This window comes from Bartonella tribocorum (assembly GCF_002778015.1).
GTDB classification, from domain to species: domain Bacteria; phylum Pseudomonadota; class Alphaproteobacteria; order Rhizobiales; family Rhizobiaceae; genus Bartonella; species Bartonella tribocorum_B.
In genome coordinates, this window is record NZ_NJPP01000002.1 from 100126 (window position 1) to 126280 (window position 26155).

At 37.9% G+C, this 26155-nt stretch carries 25 protein-coding genes and 1 pseudogene; 10 read left to right on the forward strand and 16 right to left on the reverse strand.

Going from position 1 to position 26155, the window contains the following annotated elements; translation table 11 throughout:
• Positions 1-40: 40 nt before the first annotated feature.
• The 9 genes from CEV08_RS01435 to rpsF all read right to left on the reverse strand — a co-directional run bounded on the left by CEV08_RS01435 (position 41) and on the right by rpsF (position 8914).
• Positions 41-790, reverse strand: coding sequence for an SDR family NAD(P)-dependent oxidoreductase (locus tag CEV08_RS01435; protein ID WP_100130012.1), 750 nt, complete (start codon positions 788-790; stop codon positions 41-43).
• Positions 791-792: 2 nt separating this feature from the next.
• Positions 793-2286 (reverse strand): amidophosphoribosyltransferase, encoded by a 1494-nt coding sequence (purF, locus tag CEV08_RS01440; protein WP_432417140.1) that lies wholly within the window; start codon positions 2284-2286, stop codon positions 793-795.
• Between the two features lie 75 nt (positions 2287-2361).
• Positions 2362-2943 (reverse strand): CvpA family protein, encoded by a 582-nt coding sequence (locus CEV08_RS01445; protein WP_100130014.1) that lies wholly within the window; start codon positions 2941-2943, stop codon positions 2362-2364.
• A 139-nt stretch (positions 2944-3082) separates the two neighbouring features.
• Entirely contained in the window at positions 3083-4459 is a 1377-nt protein-coding gene (radA, locus tag CEV08_RS01450) for a DNA repair protein RadA (protein WP_100130015.1), read from the reverse strand.
• A 6-nt stretch (positions 4460-4465) separates the two neighbouring features.
• Positions 4466-5956 (reverse strand): replicative DNA helicase, encoded by a 1491-nt coding sequence (locus CEV08_RS01455; protein ID WP_100130016.1) that lies wholly within the window; start codon positions 5954-5956, stop codon positions 4466-4468.
• A 543-nt stretch (positions 5957-6499) separates the two neighbouring features.
• Positions 6500-7096 (reverse strand): 50S ribosomal protein L9, encoded by a 597-nt coding sequence (gene rplI / locus CEV08_RS01460; RefSeq protein WP_100130017.1) that lies wholly within the window; start codon positions 7094-7096, stop codon positions 6500-6502.
• 25 nt (positions 7097-7121) lie between these two features.
• Positions 7122-8102, reverse strand: a complete 981-nt coding sequence (locus CEV08_RS01465; protein ID WP_100130018.1) for a hypothetical protein — start codon at positions 8100-8102, stop codon at positions 7122-7124.
• A gap of 156 nt (positions 8103-8258) precedes the next feature.
• Positions 8259-8507 (reverse strand): 30S ribosomal protein S18, encoded by a 249-nt coding sequence (gene rpsR / locus CEV08_RS01470; protein WP_100130019.1) that lies wholly within the window; start codon positions 8505-8507, stop codon positions 8259-8261.
• Complete coding sequence (gene rpsF, locus CEV08_RS01475; protein ID WP_100130020.1) at positions 8507-8914, reverse strand: 30S ribosomal protein S6; 408 nt, start codon at positions 8912-8914, stop codon at positions 8507-8509. Before rpsF ends, rpsR begins: the two co-directional genes overlap by 1 nt.
• 345 nt (positions 8915-9259) lie before the next feature.
• On the opposite strand from rpsF, the gene CEV08_RS01485 reads away from it, so the two are divergent.
• From CEV08_RS01485 to gmk, 7 genes and pseudogenes are all read left to right on the forward strand, one after another.
• On the forward strand, positions 9260-9847 hold the full coding sequence (locus tag CEV08_RS01485; RefSeq protein ID WP_100130021.1) for an undecaprenyl-diphosphatase: 588 nt from the start codon (positions 9260-9262) through the stop codon (positions 9845-9847).
• A gap of 78 nt (positions 9848-9925) precedes the next feature.
• Complete coding sequence (fabD, locus tag CEV08_RS01490; protein ID WP_100130022.1) at positions 9926-10870, forward strand: ACP S-malonyltransferase; 945 nt, start codon at positions 9926-9928, stop codon at positions 10868-10870.
• 18 nt (positions 10871-10888) lie between these two features.
• Positions 10889-11626, forward strand: coding sequence for a 3-oxoacyl-[acyl-carrier-protein] reductase (fabG, locus tag CEV08_RS01495; RefSeq protein ID WP_100130023.1), 738 nt, complete (start codon positions 10889-10891; stop codon positions 11624-11626).
• Positions 11627-11885: 259 nt separating this feature from the next.
• Positions 11886-12122, forward strand: coding sequence for an acyl carrier protein (locus CEV08_RS01500; RefSeq protein WP_004860281.1), 237 nt, complete (start codon positions 11886-11888; stop codon positions 12120-12122).
• Between the two features lie 100 nt (positions 12123-12222).
• The gene (fabF, locus tag CEV08_RS01505; protein ID WP_100130024.1) at positions 12223-13485 is read left to right on the forward strand and encodes a beta-ketoacyl-ACP synthase II; all 1263 of its coding nucleotides are present in this window, start codon (positions 12223-12225) and stop codon (positions 13483-13485) included.
• Between the two features lie 111 nt (positions 13486-13596).
• Positions 13597-14685 (forward strand): annotated as a pseudogene (gene mltG / locus CEV08_RS01510) (endolytic transglycosylase MltG); the annotation flags it as partial.
• A gap of 284 nt (positions 14686-14969) precedes the next feature.
• A complete protein-coding gene (gene gmk, locus CEV08_RS01515; protein WP_100130026.1) occupies positions 14970-15635 on the forward strand; it encodes a guanylate kinase in 666 nt (221 codons plus the stop codon).
• Positions 15636-15667: 32 nt separating this feature from the next.
• On the opposite strand, the gene rsmA is transcribed toward gmk, so the two are convergent.
• From rsmA to lptF, 6 genes are all read right to left on the reverse strand, one after another.
• Positions 15668-16498 (reverse strand): 16S rRNA (adenine(1518)-N(6)/adenine(1519)-N(6))-dimethyltransferase RsmA, encoded by an 831-nt coding sequence (gene rsmA, locus CEV08_RS01520; RefSeq protein WP_100130027.1) that lies wholly within the window; start codon positions 16496-16498, stop codon positions 15668-15670.
• On the reverse strand, positions 16489-17502 hold the full coding sequence (gene pdxA / locus CEV08_RS01525; protein WP_100130028.1) for a 4-hydroxythreonine-4-phosphate dehydrogenase PdxA: 1014 nt from the start codon (positions 17500-17502) through the stop codon (positions 16489-16491). The genes rsmA and pdxA overlap by 10 nt, the downstream gene beginning before the upstream one ends.
• Complete coding sequence (locus tag CEV08_RS01530; RefSeq protein ID WP_100130087.1) at positions 17502-18452, reverse strand: peptidylprolyl isomerase; 951 nt, start codon at positions 18450-18452, stop codon at positions 17502-17504. Before CEV08_RS01530 ends, pdxA begins: the two co-directional genes overlap by 1 nt.
• A gap of 116 nt (positions 18453-18568) precedes the next feature.
• A complete protein-coding gene (locus tag CEV08_RS01535) occupies positions 18569-20923 on the reverse strand; it encodes an LPS-assembly protein LptD (RefSeq protein WP_100130029.1) in 2355 nt (784 codons plus the stop codon).
• Complete coding sequence (gene lptG, locus CEV08_RS01540) at positions 20924-22015, reverse strand: LPS export ABC transporter permease LptG (protein WP_100130030.1); 1092 nt, start codon at positions 22013-22015, stop codon at positions 20924-20926.
• Positions 22012-23202 (reverse strand): LPS export ABC transporter permease LptF, encoded by a 1191-nt coding sequence (lptF, locus tag CEV08_RS01545; RefSeq protein ID WP_100130031.1) that lies wholly within the window; start codon positions 23200-23202, stop codon positions 22012-22014. Before lptF ends, lptG begins: the two co-directional genes overlap by 4 nt.
• A gap of 406 nt (positions 23203-23608) precedes the next feature.
• Here lptF and CEV08_RS01550 point away from each other — a divergent pair, with 406 nt between their 5' ends.
• The 3 genes from CEV08_RS01550 to CEV08_RS09775 are packed head-to-tail and all read left to right on the forward strand — an operon-like array spanning position 23609 to position 24487.
• Complete coding sequence (locus CEV08_RS01550; protein ID WP_100130032.1) at positions 23609-24055, forward strand: DNA polymerase III subunit chi; 447 nt, start codon at positions 23609-23611, stop codon at positions 24053-24055.
• Positions 24055-24234, forward strand: a complete 180-nt coding sequence (locus CEV08_RS09770) for a hypothetical protein (RefSeq protein WP_100130089.1) — start codon at positions 24055-24057, stop codon at positions 24232-24234. Before CEV08_RS01550 ends, CEV08_RS09770 begins: the two co-directional genes overlap by 1 nt.
• Complete coding sequence (locus tag CEV08_RS09775) at positions 24224-24487, forward strand: hypothetical protein (RefSeq protein WP_100130088.1); 264 nt, start codon at positions 24224-24226, stop codon at positions 24485-24487. Before CEV08_RS09770 ends, CEV08_RS09775 begins: the two co-directional genes overlap by 11 nt.
• Here CEV08_RS09775 and CEV08_RS01565 read toward each other — a convergent pair.
• A complete protein-coding gene (locus CEV08_RS01565; protein WP_100130033.1) occupies positions 24484-25773 on the reverse strand; it encodes an MFS transporter in 1290 nt (429 codons plus the stop codon). The genes CEV08_RS09775 and CEV08_RS01565 overlap by 4 nt on opposite strands.
• Between the last annotated feature and the right edge of the window lie 382 nt (positions 25774-26155).

Genomic DNA, 26155 nt, shown 5'->3' on the forward strand with positions numbered 1-26155 from the left:
GGAAAAAGAGAGTTTCAACTATTTACGTTTCAGGTGATGATTAATGAGGGGCATGATAATCCACAAACCGATTTTTACGGACATCAAAGAGTTTTCCAGTTTCCTTTAAATCAGGGGATAGCAAATGGATTATTTTTTTTGCAACCTCTTGTGGCGAGGGGAGTGTTTGTGGATCTTCTCCAGGCATAGCTTTAGCGCGCATGGCTGTGCGTGTGGCTCCAGGGTTGACACAATTAATCTTAATAGAGGTTTGTTTGAGTTCTTCTGCCCAACAGCGGGCAATCATTTCTAAGGCCGCTTTAGAGGCTGCATAAGCTCCCCAAAAAGGGCGTGCAACATGCGCAACGCTTGATGACAACAGGATGGCGCGTCCAGCATCAGATTCACGTAGTAAAGGCTCAACGGTTTTTATTAAGCGCCATTGACTGAAAAGATTTATTTGGAAGACATCTTCAAATACTGTGTTTTCTATATGCGCTATTGGTGAGAGTGTTCCAAGGATTCCTGCATTTGCAACGATAATATCAAGTTTTTTCCAGCGTTTGGCAATTGAGACAGCAAGAGTATCGATGTTTTCCATATGATGCAAATCCAGTGGAACGAGGGTTGCATGAGCCCCTTTTTCTCGGATTTTATTGTCCAATTCAGTAAGTCCACTAACTGTTCGTGCAAGAGCAATAATATGAGCGCCGCGTTCAGCAAGCTCGAGTGCCAAATAATAGCCAATGCCCCTTGATGCACCAGTAACAAGTGCAACACGCCCATGGAGACTAAAATCACGTTTTGTCATCATTAATCTCTTGTTTTAAGAACAGATGATTGATGAATTTTAGAAAAGTTTTCTTGATCAACTAGATGCGTAGGATAATATCCGGTAAAATAATGGTCAGTAAATTGTGGATCGGCGTTATTTCGTTTTTCCCCTGCTACAGCAAAATATAATCCATCCGTTGAAAGAAATTCTAAAGAGTCCGCTCCAATAAAATTGCACATAGATTTTAAATCTGGATATTGATTCGCTAAAAGACTTTCAACATTAGGTGTATCAATACCATAAAAGTCGGGATAGAAAATCATAGGGCTAGAAACGCGCAGATGAACTTCCTTTGCTCCTGCATCGCGAATCATTCGTACGATTTTAAGGGATGTTGTTCCCCGTACAATAGAATCATCGACCAAAATAACACGTTTGCCTTCAATCACAGAACGGTTTGCCGAATGTTTTAACTTGACGCCAAAAGCACGAATTTGTTGTGTTGGTTCGATAAAAGTGCGTCCAACATAGTGATTACGAATAATACCAAGCTCGAAGGGAATTCCAATTTCTTGTGCGTAGCCAATTGCGGCAGGCGTTCCTCCATCAGGAACAGGAACTACAACATCACCCTCACAAGGGGCTTCCTGTGCTAAGCGGATTCCCATATTTTTACGTGTTGTATAAACACTACGTCCTCCAACGATTGAGTCCGGACGGGCAAAATAAACATATTCAAACAAGCAAAGTTTTTCTGGTTTTGTATTTTCTTGTTTTATAATTTTTTTGGTAATTTCCCCATTTTTTTGTATTTCACAGATAATGATTTCTCCATTTTTAACATCACGAACATATTTTGCTCCAATAATATCAAGAGCACAAGTTTCAGAACAAAAGATAGGCTTACCATCAAGTTCTCCCATAACGAGAGGCCTAATTCCTATTGGATCGCGTGCTGCAATAAGCTTTGTACGTGTGAGGGCTAACATAGCATATCCCCCCGCTACTTGCCGAATTGCATCAACAAAACGATCAGAGGACGATTCATAACGTGAGCGGGCAATAAGATGGAGAAAAACTTCTGAATCTGACGTTGATTGACAGATAGCCCCAGAAGCAATTAGTTCACGGCGCAATGTAAGACCATTGGTAAGATTACCATTATGCGCAATAGCGATACCGCCAACTTTCAATTCAGCAAAAAGGGGTTGAACATTGCGTAATGCCACTTCCCCAGTTGTTGAGTAACGGGTATGCCCAATAGCACGATTTCCTGGTAAGCGCGCAAGTGTTGCAGGGTTTGTATAGTGATCACCAACAAGACCTAAATGTTTTTCTTGATGAAATATTTTATTATGGTAAGAGACGATGCCAGCAGCTTCTTGCCCACGATGCTGAAGTGCGTGGAGACCAAGAGCTGTTAATGCTGCAGCATCTTCATGCCCAAGAATGCCAAAAACCCCACATTCTTCATGAAGCGTATCATCATCTAATGAAAATTCTTGACAGGAAATATTGCTTTTTATCATCATATTCTTTCAGTTGTGATAGAGAAGAATCATTAATACCACATTTTACATCGTTTAGTTCTCTTCCCTCCTAAAAAGCTATTCTCCATTTTTCAGAAGTGTCTTTTCATGAGAATTTTGTTTATGCGTATGTTTATCGCTGTCTTTAAACAAATTTTCCACCTTTTCGAGAACAGATCCAAGATCTTTTGGGAGTACTTCCCAAACTTTTTGTCCCAGTGAATCTAAAATAGGCCTCATTTTAGCATCTTTTAACCAGTTCGCTTGGTGCTCCGGTTTAATTAAGGCATTAATCAGCAACATAGCGATGACCATAATCAGGAAACCGCGAAGGGCTCCAAAAATAAAACCAAGAGTGCGGTCTAGGATACCAATTCGACTATCAATAATAAAATCGGAGATTTTCATTGTAATAATTGAAGTAATAATGAGAACAATAATAAAAATTGTGACCAATGTTGTGATCAATGCAATCATTTTATTAGAGAGGTATTGTTCAAAAAAAGGTAAGACAGGTTTGAATAAAAACAGTGTCGTAACAGCTGAAACTGCCCAAGAAATCAACGATAACACTTCACGTGAAAATCCTCGAAGCATAGCAAGAAAAGCGGACAACAGGATGATTAGTACGACAATTCCATCAAGGATTGTTATGATCATTTGTTTGTTCCTTATACATAAATTTGTGTTCTTTAAGCCTATGTGCAAATATATTTTGTGATGCTATTTTTTATTCTTATAGCAAGGATATTTTGTATTTTATAGAGTTTTTTCTATATTATTCGGTCTGTGGTGCGGATCATTTTTTACTTGCGGTAAGAATAGCAACGAGTTCGGGAAGGTCGGAGAAAGTTTTTTGTTGAAAATTGAGCGACTTTATCATTTCGGTTGTTGTTGTGGGATGAAATGCCCCCTGAAATCCGAGTTTTTTTGCTTCATTGATGCGCTGTGCTGAATGTGCAACAGCGCGTGTCGCTCCTGAAAGACTAACTTCACCAAAATATACATAATCCGTTGGCAAAGGGATATTGGCAAGAGAAGATATCAAAGCAGCGGCTACAGCTAAATCAGCAGCAGGTTCTGATATACGATATCCCCCTGCTACATTTAGATAAACATCGTGCTGTCCAAAGCGAATGCCGCAATGGGCTTCTAAAACGGCAAGAATCATAGAAAGACGATTTCCATCCCATCCGATAACCGCACGTCGTGGTGTTCCAAGGGAAGAAGGAGCAACAAGCGCTTGAATTTCTACCAATATCGGGCGTGTTCCTTCCATGCCTGCGAAAACCGCAGCGCCTGGTGCTTTTTCATTGCGTTCTCCTAAAAACAATTCGGATGGATTGATCACTTCGCGTAATCCCTTGTCAGACATTTCAAAGACACCAATTTCATCCGTTGGTCCGAAGCGATTTTTTACAGTTCTAAGAATGCGATAATGATGTCCTCCTTCCCCCTCAAAATAGAGAACGCCATCAACCATATGTTCAACGACTCGAGGACCAGCAATTTGGCCATCTTTTGTAACATGACCAACAAGAACAACAGCAGCCCCTGTTTTTTTAGCGAAGCGAATCATAGCCTGAGCACCAATACGGACTTGTGTGACAGTGCCGGGTGCTGAATCTGCTGTATCTGACCATAAGGTTTGAATCGAATCGATAATCACCATATCAAGGTTTTTATGCTCGCTTAAGGTTGCAAGAATATCTTCAACATTGGTTTCAGCAGCAAGTTTCACCTCTGTATTATGAGCGCCAAGCCTTTGCGCGCGCAGACAAATTTGCGCAATAGCCTCTTCACCTGAGACATAGATAATATGATGTCCTTTGCGTGATAAAGCAGCAGCTGTTTGTGTGAGCAATGTTGATTTTCCAATACCTGGATCACCACCAACAAGGAGTGCTGATCCACGGACAAAGCCCCCACCAGTAACACGATCAAGTTCAGCAATACCAGAACAAATACGTGGAGCATTTTGGATTTCTCCAGAAAGAGAGGTAAGGGCAACGATGCGCCCTTTACGAGCATTTTGCTTAGGACCACTTCCTATGCCGCCATTTATATTTTCTTCAACAAGAGAATTCCATTCTCCACAGGCACTACATTTTCCTGCCCAACGAGAATGGACGGTCCCGCAATTTTGACAGATAAATTGAAGTCGGTTCCGTACCATAGTGATTTAACCAATTTGTTCTGGAAGATAATTGCTATCTGCCAGATCACTAAAGCGTGTGAAATCAGATTGAAAGGCAAGGGATACGATTCCTGTCGGTCCGTGACGTTGTTTTGCAACAATAACATCAGCTTTTCCCATAATTTTATCCATTTCATCTTGCCATTTTTGATGTTCCAAAGTCCCTAATTTTGGTTCTTCATTTTTGAAGTAATATTCTTCGCGATAGACAAATAGAACAATGTCGGCATCTTGCTCAATAGAACCAGATTCACGCAAATCTGAGAGTTGTGGGCGTTTATCTGTTCTGTTTTCGACTTGGCGCGAAAGCTGTGAAAGAGCAATAATAGGGATATTCAACTCTTTGGCTAAGGCTTTGAGCCCCGTCGTAATTTCCGTAATCTCTTGAACACGATTTTCAGATGAACGCTTTGAGCTACTTGTCATGAGTTGGATATAATCGATAATTAAAACATCCAAACCATGTTGTCGCTTGAGACGCCGGGCACGGGCAGCCAGTTGCGTAATTGATATTCCCCCAGTTTGATCAATATAAAGGGGGGCCTTTTGGAGTTGGTTTACTGCACGGATGATTTTTGAAAATTGTTCATCTGAAATATGACCACGCCGAATATCAGAAGAAGAGACTTCCGTTTGTTCAGAAATAATACGCGTTGCAAGCTGTTCTGAGGACATTTCAAGTGAAAAGAATCCTACAATGCCGCCTTCATTTTCTTCGGCATTACTATTATGATTATAAGCATTGGCAATATTAAAGGCAATGTTGGTTGCTAATGAAGTTTTCCCCATACCAGGGCGTCCCGCAAGGATAATTAAGTCTGATGCTTGTAATCCCCCCATTTTTTCGTCAAGTGTTTTAATATGGGTTGCTATCCCTGATAATTGTGAAGAACGCCTTTTTGCAGCACTGGCCATATCAAGTGCTTTTTTGACAGCCTCATTAAAATTTTCAAATCCGCCTCCATATTTTCCTTTTTCTGCGAGCTCAAATAACTGATTTTCAATAGTTTCAATTTGTTGGATCGGCGAAAGCTCTACAGGGGCATCAAAGGCAGTATTGACAACTTGAGTTCCAAGGTTGATCAAAGATCGACGGATAAAAAGGTCGTAAATAACGCGTCCATAATCTTCAGCATTAATAATGGTGACCGCCTCCTTGGCTAAGCGAACAACATACTGGTAGACAGTAATATCTCCAATTTTCTCTTCCATTTGGATATGAGGCTTGATCGTAACCGGATCTACAAGTTTTCCTGTTTTAATAAGGTGAGATAAAACAGCATAAATCTTTTGATGCAACGGTTCAAAAAAATGCTCTGATTTTAAAAAATCCGAAACGCGGTCGAGAGAATCATTGTTGATAAAGATGGCTCCAAGTAATGCTTGTTCAGCTTCAATATTATGCGGAAGTTGCCGAAAAGAAGGGGGATCTTCTTTTTTCGAAGAGCTGATATTAACAATGCTCGTTTCTTCCATAATATTTTTCCACTAAAATTCTGAGTCTAGCTACTTTAGGCGATAAATTGAAGGATATACATCAAGAAAATAGAACTATAAATCTTCATTTTAAGTTAAAATTACATTATTTTTAAAAACTCTCTTTTCGTTGCTCATTTATCATTCGCGTATTATTTTTATAATATGTTGTGATTTTTAAGGAGCCGTTTCAGCATTCTAAATTTAAGTATTTTTAAGTTACGTGATCTTAAAATATAAGTAGAATTTCTTTTCTATAATTGAAATGATTTTAGATCATATGAAGATATAATCAACTTACTGCTCATGAAATTTTTACCTTAAGGGTAGAACTTTAAATTACTTCTATGCTGGAAAATAAAAAACATTTCCTCTTAAGTAATATTATCATTTTTGGCATGAATATATTTAAATAAGATATTTCTAATTTTTAAAAAAAGCTGGTCCCACAAAAGCCATAAAATACTCAATTGTAAAGCATAAGTATTTTATGGCCAATATTTTAAATGGTAAAAGATATAAAACAGAAAGCAAAAGGAGCAATTAAGCTTCTTGATGAAAATTGTTTATATCGTTGTCATTAATTTCTTCTGCCAATAATTCTTCCTGATCTTCTTCTAAGATTTTTTCTTGAATATTATATATTTCTTCAGCAAAAGTAAGAGTTTCACCTTCTGCTTGACGTTGTGCTTCATTGGTGGAACGTGCAACGTTAATAACCACAGAAATTTGAACTTCAGGATGAAGGCTAAGAGTAATCGTGTGAAGACCGATCATTTTTATTGGATGATTAAGTTCAATTTGATTTCGCCCAATAGAGAATCCTTCATCTGTTATGATTTCAGCAATATCGCGCGTTGACACAGATCCATAAAGTTGTCCTGTTTCACCAGCAGAACGAACAGCAATAAATGATTGACCATCAAGTTTTTCAGCAATTTTTTGTGCTTCACTTTTGCGTTCAAGATTACGTGTTTCAAGTTGTGCACGTTGGATCTCAAAATGCTTTTTATTAGCTTCATTTGCGCGTAAAGCTTTACCTTGAGGCAAGAGAAAATTACGTGCATAACCATCTTTCACTGAGACAATATCACCCATCTGACCAAGACGAGGAATGCGCTCAAGTAGAATAATATTCATAGTTTTTCCTTTCGAACAAATAAATTTAGGGAAGTTTTTTGTGTGATTGAAAGTTGTATTGAATAGCAGCCCAAATCCCCATCAAAATTATCAATAAAGAAATAGGTGGTAAGAAAACGACAGTTAACATAGCAAGATAAACAAGAAAAAGTATAATAATCCGACCGTTAACCCCTTTTGTAATATTGTGAAGATATGCTAAACCGCTAATTGATATGATAACAGTATAGGCGGAGCTAAAGACACATGTCCCCAAATTAAGAGAACTATTCAATTCAGTCATTGACGCGATAGAAACAGCGATGAAAATAACAATTCCAGAAATTGGAAGGCGAAAAGTTGCACTCCAATCATCTCGAGGTCTTTTCAGCCATTTCATATATCGGGCTGTTATTATTGAGAAATAAAGATTACCAATGAGAAAAATAAAACTATAAACTGTTAGAGCGATAGCAGCTAAAGTTACGGCATGCGCCATTAAAAACTCACGAATATTAAGTGTATCATCTTCTTTGAATGACTGCAATTGTTGTAGAGTTTGTACGATGTTTTCAATAATTTTTTTTGCAATAAGAGGAGTGTCTGGAGCAGCTTTCACATAGAGTCCAATGAAAGTAACTATAAGCGCAATAAAGTTGGTTAAATGAAAAATAACCGATGATAATGGATACCATATCAGTGTGTTCTCTTTTTGTGCTGGTCGCGCAAGTCCAAGAAGCCAAGAGGCATAAACAGCAGGAAGAAAAGATAACAGCATAAGCCCGAGAGCAATATAGATATCAGTGGCTATGACAAAAATAACAGTCGCACTTATTAAGGCAACGAAGCTGGCAAAAGTTCCTTGAGCAAAGGCAACAATAAAAATTGGCAATGAAAGAAAGTAGCCAAGAAGAAGAGAAAAAGCGGGAGCGATATTGGCAACACTGAAGATTGCCATTCCTATCACAACAGCAAACAATCCAGCTAAAACACCGGTTAATATCTCATAAGTACGATTTGTTTTCATTTATTGCTGTCCTGCTTTCAGCAGTTAGAGGCATGTCACTGTCTCAACTTTTATATTTAAGTGCTTAATATAAAATAAAATATAATAAGCTATTTTTCTCACTATACAAGAAAAGCAACTGGAGAGTTTTTCCAGTTGCTAGAATGTTTTGATCGTTTACTTTATAACATATGGAAGTAAGCCTAAAAAGCGAGCACGTTTTATAGCGTTCGCTAATTCACGCTGTTTTTTCTGACTAACAGCTGTAATTCGCGAAGGAACGATTTTCCCACGTTCAGAAATATAACGTTGTAACAATTTGATATCTTTATAATCAATTTTAGGAGCCTTAGCCCCTGAAAAAGGACACGTCTTACGACGACGATGAAAAGGGCGACGTGCAGAGTTTTGATTCGTATCAGTCATCATTCTACCTCTTCTATAGCATTTTCACGCTGACGACGCGGGGAACGAGAGCGCTCTTCATCCTGCCCAATGTGCGTATTGCGATCAAGGTGCGAAAGCATCGCAGATTTTTCTTTTTCGTGTTTTTCTACACGAATGGTCATATAGCGCAAAATATCCTCATTGATTCGCATCTGGCGCTCCATTTCAGCAATTGCTGCAGCTGATGAATCAATATTGACCAATACATAATAAGCCTTACGGTTTTTACGAATACGATAAGCAAGAGGACGAAGTCCCCAATTTTCTATACGCCCAATCTTTCCACCGTGCATTTCAATGACACCTTTGTAAAGGTTCAAAAGTTCATCAACTTGCTGCGGTGCAATATCTTGTCGGGCAAGGAACATATGTTCATAAAGAGCCATTATTTTGCCTTTCTTCAATTAATCCTACCGGTTTTAGCGCAAAGCCTCTGCGACTTGTCTTTTTTGGAAATCCAAAGAAGAAAGGACGCGTTCATGATTTGAGACATCTCAGAGCGGAGACACGGGAGGCCGGAAACATTGTATTTCCTACTGATATTCTACAGCCCTCCGTTCAACCTCCAGCTAAAGTGCCGGTAACGAACATTCCATATCTACAGGTTATCTTTTAAAATAGCAAGTTTACATACATAAAAAATGGATTTATTAAATCTTGATATATTTTCAATATATTTCTCTCTTCTACAAAAAGATAGTACTGTAAAATACAGATAAAGGAAAAGAAAAATGGATTTTTTAAACCAGATTGATGTGACACTTTTTAAGATGTTTGTCGGCAATCATCGGTCTTGGTCAATCTTAGTTTTGTTGAGTATTTTTTGTGCAAAGTTTTTAATTTACATTATCCCTCTTCATCTTTATGTATTATGGTTTTGTGGTGGAGAAAGAGAACGGTGTGTTGTGCTAAGCATTTGCATGAGCATTTGTACTGCTCTTTTTATAGGTTATCTCATTTCTCTTTTTCATTTTCACCCACGCCCATTTGTTGTAGGTTTGACAACACCACTGATTAAACATCGTCCAACAGCTTCTTTTCCTAGTAATCATGCCTTGACCATTGCATCTTACACAGCAAACTTTTATTTTTATCGATACAAAGGTACTTTTAAATTTGCTGTGGTATTTTTATGCTTGATTTGTTGGGCTCGCATTTTTGTCGGCGTACATTACCCCTTTGATATTTTAGCAGGTATAGTTTTAGGAAGTCTGATAAGTCTGAGTGTTATTCAGTTTATAGCTCCCTATTTTCCTAAGTTTTTATATCAAATTCCACCCTTAAAATATAATTTGAAGAGAAATATTCATTCTAAATAAAGGACTTTATCTTGACTTTTTGCGGATAAATAAGGTCAAAAGAAAATAATTTAATTGCACAATTAAAGGAGTCGATTAATGGGTGCAGCTTTTATTTTTCCAGGACAAGGGAGTCAACTTGTTGGGATGGGGAAGGCGCTTACAGAGCAATTTTTTGCGGCGCGAATGGTTTTTGAGGAAGTTGATGATGCTTTGGGAGAGAAATTATCGGAAATCATTTTTGAGGGACCAGTAGATGTTTTAATGTTAACAGCCAATGCACAACCGGCATTAATGGCTGTATCTATGGCTGTTATTCGTGTGATGGAACAGTTAGGGCTTCGTATAGAAGAAAAGGTAAAGTTTGTTGCTGGTCATTCTTTAGGCGAATATTCGGCTCTTTGTGCGGCTGGTACATTGAGTCTCGCAGATACGGCAAGGCTTTTGCGCATTCGTGGCAATGCCATGCAGGCTGCCGTTGCGGTTGGTGAAGGCTCTATGGCAGCACTTATCGGTTTGGAAGAGCACGTTGTGGAAGAAATTTGCAAAACTGTTTCTGAAGAAGGACTATGCCAAATTGCCAATGATAATGGTGGTGGGCAAATTGTTATTTCCGGTGAAGCAAAAGCCGTTGAGAAAGCGGTAGAGATTGCATCAACAAAAGGTGCAAAACGCGCACTTCTTCTTCCAGTTTCTGCACCTTTTCATTCGTCTTTAATGCAGCCTGCTGCGGATGCCATGAAGAAAGCACTTTTGGCTGTTAACAAAACGGCACCTATTGTTCCTTTAATTGCCAATGTTTCTGTTGCACCAGAAAGTGATCCGGAGCGTATTGCTACTCTTCTTGTTCAACAAGTAACTGGGAGGGTGCGGTGGCGTGAAACAATAGAATGGATTGGTGCTAATGGGGTTGATACGCTTTTTGAAGTTGGTTCTGGAAAAGTATTAACGGGTTTAACGCGCCGTATTAACAAGGATATAAAGGGGGGAACAATTGGAACAGTTGATGAAATAGAATCAGCGCTAGAAATGCTTGGCGTTTAATCTATAAGGAGTAAAAAAATGTTTGAATTAACAGGACGTAAGGCTCTTGTAACGGGGGCATCGGGAGGAATTGGTGAGGCAATTGCACGTTGTTTCCATGCACAAGGGGCCATTGTTGGTCTTCATGGAACACGTGAAGACAAGCTTAAAGAAGTGGCAGAAGAATTAGGAGAGAATGTTTTTGTGTTTCCCGCTAATCTTTCTGATCGTCAATCGATTAAACAATTGGCTGAAGTTGCAGAAAAAGAAATGGATGGTGTTGATATTTTGGTCAACAATGCGGGAATCACTAAGGATGGTCTTTTTGTGCGTATGCAAGATAAAGATTGGGATGATATTTTAGAAGTTAACCTAACAGCTGCTTCTCTTTTGACCCGTGAATTAACACATTCTATGATGCGTCGTCGTTATGGAAGGATTATTAATATTACATCTGTTGTTGGTGTTGTAGGAAATCCTGGACAAACGAATTATTGTGCTGCAAAAGCAGGTTTGATAGGTTTTTCTAAAGCATTGGCACAAGAAATTGCTTCACGAAATATTACTGTCAATTGTATTGCTCCAGGGTTTATTAAGTCTGCCATGACAGATAAGCTTAATGAAAAGCAAAAAGAAGCCATTATGGCCACGATTCCGATGAAGCGTATGGGGGGTGGGCAAGAAATAGCCACTGCTGCTGTATATCTAGCGAGCGATGAAGCGGCCTATATGACAGGTCAAACACTCCACATTAATGGTGGAATGGCAATGATTTAAGTATTTTCTTGTATTCCACATTGATTTATAAGCTGTATTATTTTAGATAGTAATGATAGAAATGGAAAGATCGCTGTTTCTTTAACATGGTCGTTGATCTATTGATGTCGGAATGTCAGATTGTTCATTTTGTAGGGGATATCCACAGGATGTTTTTAATCATTGCTAAAATCTTTTAAAGTAATGCATCTATTGCTTTATGAGACGAGCCGATATAGTTAACCAAATTATAGGAAAATATAAATTCGAGGATTTCAACATGAGTGATACAGTAGAGCGCGTTAAGAAGATTATTGTGGAACATCTTGGGGTTAATGCTGATAAAGTCGTAGAAAATGCGAGCTTTATCGATGATCTAGGGGCTGATAGCCTTGATACGGTTGAACTCGTTATGGCTTTTGAAGAAGAATTTGGTGTAGAAATTCCAGATGAAGCTGCTGAAACGATTTTCACAGTTGGTGATGCAGTCAAGTTCATTGATAAAGCTTCTGCATGATTCCTAAAGGCAAAGGCATTCATTGCTTTTGCCTGTATTCTTCGAAGCTCTTTTAAAAAGAGAGCTTTGAGAGTTGAGGTTTAGTTCAAGGTTAGAAGTTATGAGACGTGTTGTTGTTACTGGTTTAGGATTAGTGTCTCCATTGGCTGGTAATGTTGAATATAGTTGGAAACGACTTCTTGAAGGGAGAAGTGGTGTTCGGCGTATTACTGAATTTGATGTGTCTGATTTACCATGCCAGATTGCAGCGCGTATCCCCTTAGGGGATGGTACAGAGGGGACCTATAATGCTGATTTATATATGGAACCTAAAGAACAACGTAAGGTCGATGCATTTATTGTTTATGCAGTGGCTGCTGCTAATCAAGCGCTTGCAGATGCTGAGTGGTTTCCTAAGAGTGATGAAGATCAGATTTGTACAGGGGTATTGATTGGTTCGGGGATTGGAGGGATTGAGGGCATTGTTGAAGCTGGTTATACGCTTCGTGATAAGGGTCCTCGCCGTGTTTCTCCTTTTTTTATTCCAGGTCGTTTGATTAATCTTGCTTCTGGTTATGTGTCTATTCAACATGGTTTACGGGGGCCTAATCATTCGGTTGTGACGGCTTGTTCAACAGGGGCTCATGCGATCGGTGATGCGGCACGTTTGATTATGTTCGGTGATGCAAAAGTCATGGTGGCAGGGGGAACCGAATCTCCGATAAATCGGATATCTCTTGCGGGCTTTTCTGCTTGTAGAGCTCTTTCTACTTGTCGCAATGATGATCCTGAACGGGCCTCACGTCCTTATGATGCTGATCGTGATGGTTTTGTGATGGGGGAGGGAGCGGCGGTTGTTGTTTTWGAAGAGCTGGAACATGCCAAAAAACGGGGAGCGCGTATTTATGCTGAGGTTATCGGCTATGGTTTATCGGGTGATGCTTACCACATCACAGCGCCTTCAGAAAGTGGTGAAGGGGCTCAGCGCAGTATGATGGCTGCTCTTAAACGTGCACAAGTCAATGTGAGTGAACTTGATTATATCAATGCTCATGGTACATCAACGATGGCTGATTCCATAGAGCTAGCAGCTGTTGAACGTGTTTTAGGAAATTATGCACCACAAATTTCTATGTCATCAACGAAATCCTCTATTGGGCATTTACTTGGTGCGGCTGGTGCTGCTGAGGCTATTTTTTGTGTTTTAGCTATACGAGATAATATAGCGCCAGCGACACTTAATCTTGACAATCCATCGATTGAAACGAAAATCGATCTTGTTCCACACAAACCACGTGAACGAAAGATTGATACGATTCTTTCCAATTCTTTTGGATTTGGTGGGACAAATGCGTCGTTGGTGATGCGACGTTTTAGGGGATAATAAGTATTTTTATTTAATTTCTGCTTTTGAATTTTTACCTTTATTATAAGGTGAATTAGAAATTATAATATTTGTTCTTAATCGCTATTGAGGGGTTATGTCCGATAGGAAAAATCATTAAAGGGCGTAAGTGATTCCTCTTCGGATCATTGAGTAGATAGTTATGGCATGTTAACACATAAAAAACAAAAGAAATCATCTATCGTTCGTAATCCGTTGGTTGTTCTTGGTCATTTTTTTCTCATGCTGATTGTGTTTATTCTTTTCGGCATAAGTATTCCTTTTTATATTGGCAAAAGTATTTTTGAAGAAAAGGGAAAAATTGAGGAAGAACAAGTTATTCTTATCCATCCAGGGACAGGAATTCGTGAAATTGCTTCATTGCTGGAAAAACGCGGTTTCATTCGATCATCAGATATTTTTGTTTATGGGGTTGGTTATCACAAAAAAACAGGCCAGCTAAAGGCTGGTGAATATTTAATTCCAGCWYATGCTTCAATGCAAGATATTATGGATATTCTTGTGAAAGGAAAATCCATTGAGTATACATTTACAGTACCGGAAGGTTTAACGGTTCAGCAAGTTTTTGATCGATTAGCAGCAAATGAAATTTTGATTGGGGACCTTCCAACAGTTTTACCTCCAGAGGGCTATTTGATGACGGATACTGTTCGCTTTATTCGGGGGACAACACGTAAAGAAATTATAAACAGATTGTATGAGGGACAAAAAAAATTAATTCATGCGATATGGGCTACGCGTTTACCTGATTTACCCATTAAATCAATTGATGAATTTGTTATATTGGCCTCAATTGTTGAAAAAGAAACGGGCGTTGCAGCGGAGAGACCAATGGTTGCTGCGGTATTTTATAATCGCCTTGTAAAGCGTATGCGTCTTCAATCGGATCCAACGGTAATTTATGGTCTCTTTGGAGGAAAAGGAAAGCCATCGGAGCGTGCAATTTACCGTTCAGATCTTGAGAAGGAAACACCCTATAATACTTATAAAATTAATGGTTTGCCTCCGACAGCTATTGCAAATCCAGGTCGCGATTCTTTGAAAGCGGTGGCACATCCACCAAGCAGTGATGCGCTTTATTTTGTTGCTGATGGTTCAGGAGGGCATGTTTTCTCTCGAACCTTAGAGGAACATAATATGAATGTTCGCAAGTGGCGAGAATGGAAGGCAAGGCATTGAGTTATAATGATATTGCATCTTTTCGCATCGTAAATGAGAGCTAAAAAAATAGTAAGATTTTTCTATTTAAATTCTTGATGGGAATGATACAAAATTATTTTCTTGTATGTTACAAGTGGGATAAGCGTATAGATACAAAATATTTAAGAAAGAAATGTAATAAATTATCTCAATGAAAGAGCAGAATAGCATTGAGAACAGCTAAGAATTGATTAGGGAAAAGATTAAGATAATGTATCGTTCAAATTTTGAAGAAAAATTTATAAACAAAGTAGAGTGGTGTAATGACAGTCATTGAGAGTCAATTGAATACTCTAAAAATAAATCAACGCCGCGGTTTTTTATTTATTCTCTCTTCACCTTCAGGTGCTGGTAAATCCACAATTTCGAGGCTACTTTTAAAAGATGGACAATTAGAGCTTTCTGTCAGTGCAACCACAAGAAAAAAGCGTCCCAGTGAAGTTAATGGAGTTCACTATCACTTTATTGCAAAGGAAGAGTTTGAATATAAACGTGATAGAGATGAATTTATTGAATGGGCAGAGGTACACGGGAATTATTATGGAACGTTGCGTGAAACCGTTGAAAATGCATTGAGCGCTGGTCGTGATATGTTATTTGATATCGACTATCAAGGTACCAAGCAGATGCAAAAAAAGATGCCAAGAGACACCGTATCTGTTTTTATTCTTCCTCCATCAATGAAAGAGCTTGTTGCACGTTTACATCGTCGAGCAGAAGATAGTCAAGATATCATCAATTTACGATTGGAAAATGCGCGAACAGAGCTAAAACATTGGCGTTTTTATGATTATATTGTGATTAATAAGGATTTAGATCAGTCTTTATCTTTTATTAGGTCAATTTATTTAGCTGAAACTGCAAAACGTGAGCGTTGTGCTTTTCTTGAAACGTTTGTTGATAGACTTATTGCTGAAAAGATTGATTAATATTTTTGTTGTTTTGAAAACGTTATACTTGTTTAGGTTATAAAATTTGCTAAAGTCACAAATTCAGAAATTGAAAGTGTTTCAGCACGGCGTACTCCATCAATTCCAGCTTTTTCTAAAAGTGCTTCACCTCCAAGTGTTTTGAGATTTTGACGAAGCATTTTTCGTCTTTGTCCAAAAGCGGTTTTTGTAACAAGGCTTAGTTTTTGCGCAGAGCAGGCAAGAGGTTGAGTTCGTGGAATGATATGAACAACAGAAGAAGTTACTTTAGGCGCTGGTATAAAAGCTTGAGGAGGCACATCAAAAGCAATTTTAGCAGTGGTACGCCAGCCAGTTAAGACACTAAGGCGTCCATAATGAGAAGATTGAGGTTTGGCTGTAATTCGTTTGGCAACTTCACGTTGAAACATCAATGTCATTGATTCATAAAAAGGAGGCCATGGTTCCACTAACAGCCAATTTAATAAGAGTTGCGTTCCAATATTATAAGGAAGATTGGCAATAATTCGTGGTTTTTCTAGACTTGTTTCAAAAAGTTTTGAGAAATCTTGTTTTAGGGCATCATTACAAATAACTTTTAATTTGTTCGGATAGTGCTTTTCTATTTCTAAGAGAGCCGGTATACAGCGCTCATCGCGCTCTATTGCTGTTACAATAGCACCCTTTGCTAGCAAGGCGCGCGTGAGTCCTCCAGGACCTGGACCAATTTCAAAAACAGGTTTTCCTTCTATATTCCCTGCTTGATAAGCAATTTTAGAGGTTAAATTCAAATCAAAAAGGAAATTTTGTCCCAAAGACTTATGGGCTTTTAACCCATATGTATCAATGACCTCACGCAGAGGAGGGAGATTATCTATTGGCATGGTATCGAATTATTTTTTGCAAGTTGATTTGCAAGTTTAAGAGCAGCAATAAAGCTTTCAGGAGAAGCGATTCCTTTATCCGCAATGTTAAAAGCAGTTCCATGATCTGGAGATGTACGAATGAAAGGTAAACCTAACGTGACATTAACGGTGGTATCAAAATCTAATGTTTTAACAGGAATAAGAGCTTGATCATGATACATGCAAAGAGCAACATCATATGTTTTTCTTGCGCATTCATGAAACATTGTATCTGCAGGAAGTGGACCTGTAATATTGAGGCCTTTCTTTTTAAGATATTCAATAGCAGGAGTGATCACTTCAATATCTTCTTTTCCCATTGCACCTTCTTCTCCAGCGTGAGGATTAAGACCAGCGACAGCCAGCCGAGGTGAGGTTATTTTAAACCGTTTTTTTAAGTCACATTCAGTAATGAAGGCCGTTTGAATGATTAAATGACGGGTTAGTTGTGAAGGAACATCTTTGAATGGAATATGAACAGTTATTGGTACCGTTTTTAATCGAGGGCCTGCTAACATCATAACTGGATGATAAGAATTATGAAAAGCTTTATGGGCCAAATCGGCTAAAAATTCTGTATGACCTGGAAATTCAAATCCGGCATCGTAAAGATTCTTTTTGGCAATAGGACAAGTAACCAGTGCAGAAGCATGTCCACTTTGAATCAATTGAATACCGCACTCAATAGCTTCAATGATTCCAGCAGCATTGTTTGGAGAGGGAACTCCCAACTGATCACTTTGTTTGTTTTTTAACGGTATGATAGGGAGAGCGTTCTGAAAGTTTTTGACAGGGTTGGTGGTTAAAACAGATTCCACCTCAACATCAATCTGTAAAAAACGAGCACGCGAACGAATAACATTTGGATCAGCGATAAGCACAAAAGCTGGAACTTGGCAAGTAACGCGCAAGCTCCATGCTTTTAAAGCTATTTCAGGACCAATTCCGGCAGGATCACCACCACTAACAACAAGAGCAGTCATTATTGAATACGCGCTACGCGCCGCAGTTCTTCTAAATATTTTTCGCTTAATGCTTCAAGTTGTTTCGGACTTCTTTTTTTATTATCTTGAAGAGAGAATATCAGCCGAGCGACATAATCATCAGAAACTCTTTTTATTTTGCAAACAGCAATTGCTTCAATTCCATCAGATGTTTCTTGCAATTTTGTCATTTTTCCAGCAGGTGTTGCAAGAATAGCTTGCTCCCATGCACTGGGAAGTTGAGGTTCTAGAAACTTTCCTAAGTGTCTGATTGTAACGTCTAAAATGCCTTTTGCTTGATTATGAGCATTTGCACATCCACGGAAATGTGCGCGGAAATTATTTGCTTCTCTTTGACGTCTTTCAAAGATTTCTGAACGACGATGGGCAGGAATAACAAAAACAATGCGCTGTAATGTATATTCGTTGGTTGAAGGTTTAACACCACCATTTCTTAATATTCTGCGCACCGCTTCTTGTTCGCTAATCATACCCGTTTGAGCTTGATAGCGTGCGCTAACAAGACGCCCCCATCCTATTTGTCCACGGATATAATCTTTAAAATGTTGCACAGTAATATCACTTTGGATCAGAATCTGGTTGAGCTGATCAACTGTCATATTATTTTGCGTTGCAAAATTCTCAAAAGCTTTATCAACTTCATCATTGCTTACTTCAATATTACGGCGTTTTATTTCAATATTTTTTAGCTCTTCGTCGATAAGCTCTTTTCTGGCCTGTGCCACCAAATTCCCTTGCTTTTGCTGCAATTTGAGAAAAGCAATGCGCCTTTGTATATCATAATTCGTGATAGGGTTGCCATTAACTGTAACGACAATAGCGGTCTGCGCGAAGGCCGACGGAATCACAAATTCATTTATTAGCAAGCTGCTTATACTCAAAGATGCAATATAAAATAAAGCAAGAATACGCTTTTTCAATTTATTCATGTAAATAGGCTTTCGCATTGTTTATTAATTCTCATCAACGACTTAAATTATACGCTTTTTTTCATAAAAACAATAATAAGTTAAATCGCTTATACATTCTCTTTATAAATTTGAATTTATTTTTTTCCGATATCTGCAATTGTACGCAATGAAAGAGAAAAATTAAAGTTTTGCAAGGGTGTTTTTCTCCCTGGATTCATTACCTGTTGATAACCGAATGTGAGCCCAAAACATTCATCTGTATAGTTCAAGCTAATTCCTCGTTTTATAAATGTACCGGATACGAGATCATAACCAGCATTGCTATTAATGGACCAATAGTCTGCCAGTTTTAAGCCCGTTTGAAAAGAAATCTCTTGGCGCTCTTGTGGATATTCATAATTCGGTTGGTTTGCGATATAAGCATATTGTACAGAGGCCCAAAAAAGATTCCATTTTTGTGATGCTTCAATTTCACTACGGTGGATTTTTCCTGTTTTTTTGTCAAAGCGTCCACGTGTTTCTAAGGAAAAGCCGCTTTTATGGGTCGCACCAAACATTGCAATATAATCGGAACGTTTTGCCTCCAAGCTAGAATGAATACCAACATTAACAAGGTCTTTTTCTGCAAAAGAATTCTTTCCTGCCAGATGAAAGGATTGTCCAATGAGACCATAAAGAGACCAATTGTTATTAAAGCTTCCAGAATATCTTAGACCTATATTGGCTCTTGTGCCACCTTCTACACGATCATAACCAGAAAATTTATCGCGTTGAAAGAGAGTGGTAGCATCAAAAACAAAGCTTTGAGCATCTTCATTAGGAAGTTGTCCGATATATTGTTCGTTATTGCGTATAAAAATTTGTGCGGTTGGTTCTATAATATGTGTAGAATGATCAGCCGTAATAAGGAAAGGATAGCGCGCTTCTAATCCTACTGTTGCCATACCACGAATTGTTGCGCCACGAATTGCCGATAAGGCATTATTTTCTACAGAAGCAGCATGATTTTTGTCTACATTGGTAGTAAGGATATCAGCCCGTAGAGAGAGAAGGGGGGTTAATATGAGACCATTATGCGTGTTAAAACGCCTTTTCCACTGAAGCTCATTTGTCAAACGCAAACTATTTCCAGCCATACCAGAAAGTCTTACAGTGTCGAGAGGATTTTCATTCCAGTCCGGTGAATTGAAGTCGGCATGACGACGGTAAATTGATTGTATATTACTATGGAAGGTAAGCTCTCCATTATAAATGGGCTCATCTGGTGTGAAAGAATAATCGATGCCTGGTAGAACCCATGCTTGCTGAGAGTGACGTTCATAATGAGGATCATTCAATACGGAGTCTTGAATTTTAAAATGATAAAAACGCATATCAAAATAGCTTTTTCCTGCAAGACCAGTCATATAGATCTGAGAAAGTTGCGTAGGATTACTATAATTTTCAATCTTGTAGGCACGACTAAAATGCCGATCAGATTGTGCAAGAATATCCCATCCATACGTCCAGTGTGAATTAATACGAAAGTCCCCCTTTGTCGCCAGCATATAACGGCCTTTAAGCTGTGCATCAATCATATCATTGTCAAATTTATGTGGTTTCATTTGATATATATGAGCAAAGCGAATGCTATAACTACCCATTTTTAAACGTTGGCGCCATTCCCCTTCGGTTAAAAGCCCTTGTTGCGTATAAAGTGTAGAAGAAAGCGTAAAATTATAATGGGGAGCAAGATTCCAGAAATAAGAATTTTTTATCCCCATACCGAGATAATCCGTATAAAAGAAATGAGGCGTAAGCAGACCGCTAGCACGCCTGACAGTTGGATCATAGAGCTCAAAATTTGGAAATTTTATAATCGGTACACCAAAAACTTCAAAACTACTATTTTCAAATCGAATTTTTTTAACGCGATTATTCCATATGATCTTTCTAGCTTTAATTTTCCATAGGACCTCTCTATCTGGTTTATAAGAGCAAGGTTCACAGGCAGTATAGCTTGCATTTTCAAAGATTGTTATCTGATTATTTTTGCGTGTAGCATTTTGAGCAGTAAAGTGTACATTGTTGGCTGTATCAATACGTAAGGCATTTACAAAACCATCGCCAAGATCTTTGGTCATATCAATTTGATTGGAATAAATTTTATTACCATCTTTTTGAGTAATTTCAACGTTTCCTTGTGCTGTAAGTCTTCCTGTTTTTTGATTGTAAATGATTTTTTGAGCGACAACTTTATTGCCATCATATTCAACTTGGACATTACCTTGTGCAGAAACAGTGTTTTCATCACGATTGTAGACGAGTTCATCTGCAGAAAGCAAAAGAGGATATTGCGGGTTTTGAATGCGATTTTGAGAAGGAGAGGTAAGGCTTTGAGCATATGCACAATAAGGCAACGCGCAGCCAAAAATAACCCCTATAACACTTCTAAAAGCGAGAGCACTTAATTTTGTTAAAATGATTCTCTTACGTGTTAATGCCTTCACTTAGCCATCCTCTTTATGAAGTAAAAAAGAGATTCCCAAGAATAATGCAATAACAACAGGTGTCCAAGCGGCAATAATTGGTGGAATATATCCAGCATTACCAAAAGCTTGAACAAGTACGGAAATAACATAAAGCATAAACCCAGCTATGACACCACCAAGAATCAATGTTCTAGATTGTCCAAAACGCGTAAAATTTAAAGATACAGTTGCTGCAATGAGAGTCATTGCCACAAGCAATGCCGGTAAGGCAATCAAAGATTGTAAATACATATCAAAATTATGAGCGGAATAGCCAAATGAACGTGCAATCATAATTTTTTGAGGCAATTGGTAAAATGGAATAGTTGCAGGGTTTACGAGACGTTCCGTTAAAAATTCAGGTTTTAGATTGGTTTTGATTTTCAACACGATAAATTTTTCAGGCGGATGTCCTATTTTATAGATTGTTCCATTTGTTAATAGCCAAGCACCATTGGTCAAGGTTGCTTTTGGGGTGTTAATCCAATTTTTGACGGTTGCGTCGTCTTTGTATTGTACAAAGGTCGCATCGAGAAGAGAAAGCCCTTGATCAGTGATAAGTTTAGCACCAATGGTTGTTCTTCCTAAATCTGTACGCTGTGTTAACCAGTGGATACGCGTATTATGAAGAGATGTTAGCACATTATTATTGCGCCATTCAGTCATCATTTTTTCTGCTTGAGAAAATCCCCATGCAGCAAGTGGATTGATGAGAAGAATTGAAAATAATCCCAAAAGAAAAGCTCCCAAACAAGCAGGCATAAGAAATTGCCATGCAGAAACACCAATTGAGCGAGTCACGACAAGTTCAAGTTTTTTGTTAAGCGAGATAAGCGTTGTCATGGCAGAAAAGAGTGCAATAAAAGGGATAAGTTGTTGCATAATAAAAGGAATGCGTAAAACAGAGAGGAGAAATGCATCCCTTGCTGTATATTGTGGGAGGGAAGGCAGCCTCCCAGAATTTTCCGTAAAATCGATTAAAAGAGCAAGAATAAAAATCCCCCCCCAAAAATAACACGTTATTTTAAGGTAACGTATAAAAAAATAACATCCAAGTGTCCAGCCAATCATGATATTTCATCCGAAGAATCTTGAGATTTTCGATGTTCAAATTTGTTCACTATTTTTTGAAAAATGATTTGAAATATCTCATGAGGTTTTGGGGGAAGTCCAATTTTATGATTCGTTAAAATCATAAAAAAGACAAATATACTTGTTCCTATGGGCGTAATATAAAGGAGAGGAACATATGCAAGATCATTCTTTGCTTTTTCGGCGAAAAAATACCCTATCCAATAGACCAGAAAAGAAAGGGCAATGGCCGAAAAAATTGCAAAATGGTGTGCTTGTCGATGGGAGCTTACATTTCCCGCCGCTGCTAATGCAATAAGTGAAAAAACGATTGGATAGAGCCATTGTGTTAGTCGGCGGTGAAACTCAGCTTTATATTGGAGGGGTTTGCGTTGATAGTAAGGATCTTGTGGGTCAGGGTTTTGTAAATAAGAAAGAGATCGATCTTTTGGATAAAGAGTAGGTGTTTTATCACTGGGAATAAATTCCCCTAAGCTAAAAGTATATGCGCTAAATTGAACGATTGAAACGCTATTATTTTCATGATTGACTCTTTCTATTTCACCGTTATTGAGGATTAAAAAACGACCATTTTTATTGCTTACAATGGAGGCTTTTGTTGCATAATAAAAAAGATCGGTTTTAGGGTCACGCTGGTCGGCAATGAAAAGACGTTCAAGTGTTCCGTTTGGATTGCGTTCGCCAATTTCTATGTAAAGGTTGTTAGCGAGTTTTTGAAAGCTCCCTTCACTAATAAACAGATTAATAAGATCAAAATGGGCACTGGCTAGCATTTGTCGCATATGAAGACGCGCTTGAGGAACAACAAAATTAGCGATAGAAAAGGAGATACATGATGCAACAATAGCAAGAAGAAGAATAGGTTTCCAAACAGTACTCTTAGGAAAACCAGAGGCATTAATAACAGCAAGTTCAGAGTCTTGATTCATTGCTGAGAGGATGATTGTAATGGCGATCACTAATGCAAATGGAGTGACAAGAAAAATAACAGAAGGAACCAATGAAAGTGAAAATTGCAAGACTGTGAGGAGTGTTTGTTTACTGGTTGTAAGAAAGTTTATCCGTGCAAGAATTTGCACTGTCCAACTAACACCCACCGCTGCAATCATGACAGAACTAAACAAAACAAAGACACGTTTTAGGATGTAGGACTCAATAATACGCATAAATTGGGGAACACCCTCAGTCTTTAATTTGATAGTAAATATTTTTACTGCTTTCGGTTAAAATGCAATAAAGTTAAAAAACATCCTTTCATGGATTGGATGTTTTTAGTAAATAAATAATATAAAATTTCTCGTTAAATCCCCTTTAATTTTTCCACACATTATATTTTATTTTCAACGATAGTCTACAAAGAATCTGAAAAATAACTTAAAAAACTTTTATATTAACATTGAAAATAAAAAACTTTACCTTTTTAAGAGTTTTTTAACCACGGACAAAAAGATAATGCATCTCAATCAAAAAAGAGGTTTATATCTTAAATCGTTTTCTTTTATATGAGAGATATAGGAGTTTCTCTAAAAAATGTGTTAGCTTTTCTATAAAGAGTGATGAGGGCTTAAGAGGTTGGATATTCTATTCTATCATTTGACGCAGTCAACGCTGAAAGATATTTTGCCAACGCTTGTAGAGCGGGCATTGGCTCGTTTTGATAAGGTAACAATACAATGTGTAAGTAAAGAACAACGCGATTCTATAGATATGCATTTATGGGTTTATGCTGATGAATCATTTATTGGGCATGGAACGGAGTGTGATCAATATTCAAACCTTCAGCCTGTATTTCTGACGACAGGACAAGAAAATCCGAATGATTCAAAGATTCGTTTTCTCATAGAGGGAGCCATTTGTTCGGATATTGATGTTTATCAACGGCTTGTCGTGCTCTTTGATGGTAGAAATGATGAGCAGTTAAATCATGCTCGGGCACAGTGGAAAAAATATAAAATGGAAAATCATAATTTAACGTATTGGCAACAAAGTGAAGATCGTTGTTGGGAAAAACAAGTTTAATGCGCCTCATATCTTTTGTTATGGTTTTGATAGGATTGGTAGGAATCGTAAATCCAGCACTTTTTATTGCGGAAGGATCAGGGGGAGGGCGTTGGGTTTTTATTGTTATTTTTCTTTTGGGTATGCTGAAGATATGGCCTATAATTAAAAAAATGAAACGGCATGATGATGATTATTGATCGAATTTTGCTTGTTTTGTGGGCTGTGATGTTAGCTTTTTTTTGCGTTTCGTGGCTGGGGACAACGCATATCCTATCAGAGGTGTTTGCTGTTGCTGATATGAGCAATATTGCGGATTTTTTCTTTTTCTTTTTGAGCACATTGTTTGCGGGAATATTGTGGTGGACAATACCGCAGCCCATGTCTTTTAAGATGAGACTGGCAGCATTTTTTCTGCCAGTCATTATTTTATTCTTTGTTCTTATCTCTTAGTTGGATATTTCATCATCTGTAAATCCGACAAAGCAAATCAGTGAAATAAAAGAAGCAAAAAGCAAATAATAGCCGATATAAGATGTATCAAAATGTTGTACCAAATATTCTGCAATATAAGGTGCGAGAGAGGCTCCCACAATACCAGATAAGTTGAAAGTAATAGAAGAACCCGTGTATCGAATGGCTGTTGGGTAGGGTGAAGCTAAAACTGCACCAAGAGGGCTGTATATCATTCCCATGATAGACAAACCAATAACAGACATTGCAAGGACTCCTATAACGCCAGAATTTAAGAAATAAGGAACTGCGAAAGAATAGATACCAGTGATGAGTGTAACCCAAATCATTAAAGTTCTGCGTCTAATACGATCAGCGAGTTTTCCAGTAATGATGGTAAAAATTCCACAGAAAATAGCACCGACAATTTCAACTTGAAGAGCTTGATAATATGACAATTGTAAATGATTTGTTGAATAGCTTAACAAATATGCTGTAACCAAGTAAAACAAAACAAATGTTGCCATACCAGAAAATACCCCAAGAAATAAGATTCGTGGACATTTTAAAAAGACATCGACGATAGGAACTTTAACACGTTCTTTACTTTCAAGATCTTTTTTGAATTGAACAGTTTCATTGATTGAAAGACGAACCCATAATCCTATAATCATAAAAAACACTGAAGCAATAAAAGGGATACGCCATCCCCAAGCAACCAGTTCATCATGATCAAGGAAGTATAGCAGACCTAAATAAACAGCAATGGATAAAAACAAACCGATTGGAACACCCAATTGGGGAAACATTGCGTACCAGCCTCGCTTTTCTGGAGGAGCATTTTCTGTTGCGAGCAAAACAGCCCCTCCCCATTCTCCTCCTAATCCCATTCCCTGTCCAATACGGCATAAGGTTAAGAGGAAGGGGGCAAACCATCCAGCAGTCTCATATGTGGGAAGAAAACCAATAATGACTGTTGAAAGCCCCATTGTGAGAAGAGAAGCAATAAGTGTTGCTTTTCTTCCAATTTTATCTCCAAAATGTCCAAAAACAATCGATCCAAAGGGCCGAGCAAAAAAGGCCGCTCCAAAGATCAGGAAAGATTGTAAAATGGCAATCTGATCATTTTGAGTTGGAAAAAACACATGAGGAAATATGAGAGCCGCGGCAGTGGCGAAGACATAGAAATCAAAGAATTCAATTGTTGGGCCAATAAGGCTAGCAAACAAAATGCGACGAGGAGAATTTCTGTTGCTTGTGCCTTGCATTTCTAAATTTATAGACATGAATAGAATGTCCCTTTCAGTATATGGCAAATCAAATATGAATTAACCGAATATAACTATAAAAATTTCAAAACAATGTCGAGTCGATATTATGACGTTTCTTAATATGTTAGAATAATGATCATAGATTGATGARAGTGAATTAAGTGTTTTTTCGATGATCAAAATTTAATAAAATTAAAGAAACTATTTTAAATGCTGAAAAAGATGGAAATATTTGGCTATAAAGGCTGCTCTCATTCATAGTGCTGTTTCCTTTAAAGTTTTATCTATCGAGAGAGCAATCTTATTCGTAGATCAGTATTTAGTGTCTCAAAAATATTAAATTTTTTTATGAATATAATTATAACACTTTTTAATTGCATATATAAAAATTAAATCT